This window comes from Acidobacteriota bacterium, from assembly GCA_033549365.1.
GTDB lineage: Bacteria > Acidobacteriota > Aminicenantia > Aminicenantales > Saccharicenantaceae > JAWSUF01.
Genome location: JAWSUF010000046.1, coordinates 1 through 1216, shown reverse-complemented (window position 1 = coordinate 1216; position 1216 = coordinate 1). Strand labels below are relative to the sequence as shown.

Below are 1216 nucleotides of genomic sequence, written 5' to 3'. Positions count from 1 at the left end.
GGGGAGGCGTAGCGAAAGCGAGTCTTAACTGGGCGAACAGTCGCTGGGAATAGACCCGAAACCGGGCGATCTATCCATGAGCAGGTTGAAGGTTGAGTAACATCAACTGGAGGACCGAACCAGGATCTGTTGAAAAAGATTTGGATGACTTGTGGATCGGAGTGAAAGGCTAATCAAGCCCGGAGATAGCTGGTTCTCCTCGAAAGCTATTTAGGTAGCGCCTCACGTAGCACCGCCGGGGGTAGAGCACTGTTTCGGCTAGGGGGTCATCCCGACTTACCAACCCGAGGCAAACTCCGAATACCGGTGAGTGACGCGTGGGAGACACACAGCGGGTGCTAACGTCCGTTGTGAAAAGGGAAACAACCCAGACCGTCAGCTAAGGTCCCGAAATCCTGGTTAAGTGGGAAACGATGTGGGAAGGCTCAGACAGCTAGGAGGTTGGCTTAGAAGCAGCCATCCTTTAAAGAAAGCGTAATAGCTCACTAGTCGAGTCGGCCTGCGCGGAAGATGTAACGGGGCTCAAACCAGGTACCGAAGCTACGGGTTCGTCGAATGACGAGCGGTAGAGGAGCGTCGTGTAAGCCGATGAAGGTGGATCGAGAGGTCTGCTGGAGGTATCACGAGTGCGAATGCTGACATGAGTAACGACAAGGGGAGTGAAAAACTCCCCCGCCGGAAGACCAAGGGTTTCTGTTCGACGCTAATCGGAGCAGAGTGAGTCGGCCCCTAAGGCGAGGCTGAGAAGCGTAGTCGATGGGAAACGGGTTAATATTCCCGTACCGCTGGTGTGGAACTTGTATAAGGGGGGACGGAGAAGGATAGGCCGGCCATCTGCTGGAATAGGTGGTTTAAGCGTGTAGGCGGAAGACTTTGGCAAATCCGGGTCTTTATTAACGCTGAGGCGTGATGACGAAGCCCGTAAGGGCTGCAAAGCGGTTGATTCCATGCTTCCAGGAAAATCCTCGTATACATTCATACTGGTGACCGTACCGTAAACCGACACAGGTAGACAGGTAGAGTATACCAAGGCGCTTGAGAGAACTCTGGTTAAGGAACTCGGCAAAATAGCACCGTAACTTCGGGAGAAGGTGTGCCCCCATCAGGTGATAGTTTATTCATTCTTGAGCCGAAGGGGGTTGCAGTGAAACGGGGGGAGCGACTGTTTACTAAAAACACAGGACTCTGCGAAGTCGTAAGACGATGTATAGGGTCT

At 53.0% G+C, this 1216-nt stretch carries 1 rRNA gene; it reads left to right on the top strand.

What is annotated here, in order from left to right:
• Nucleotides 1-1216 (top strand): 23S ribosomal RNA (locus tag SCM96_15950); the annotation flags it as partial.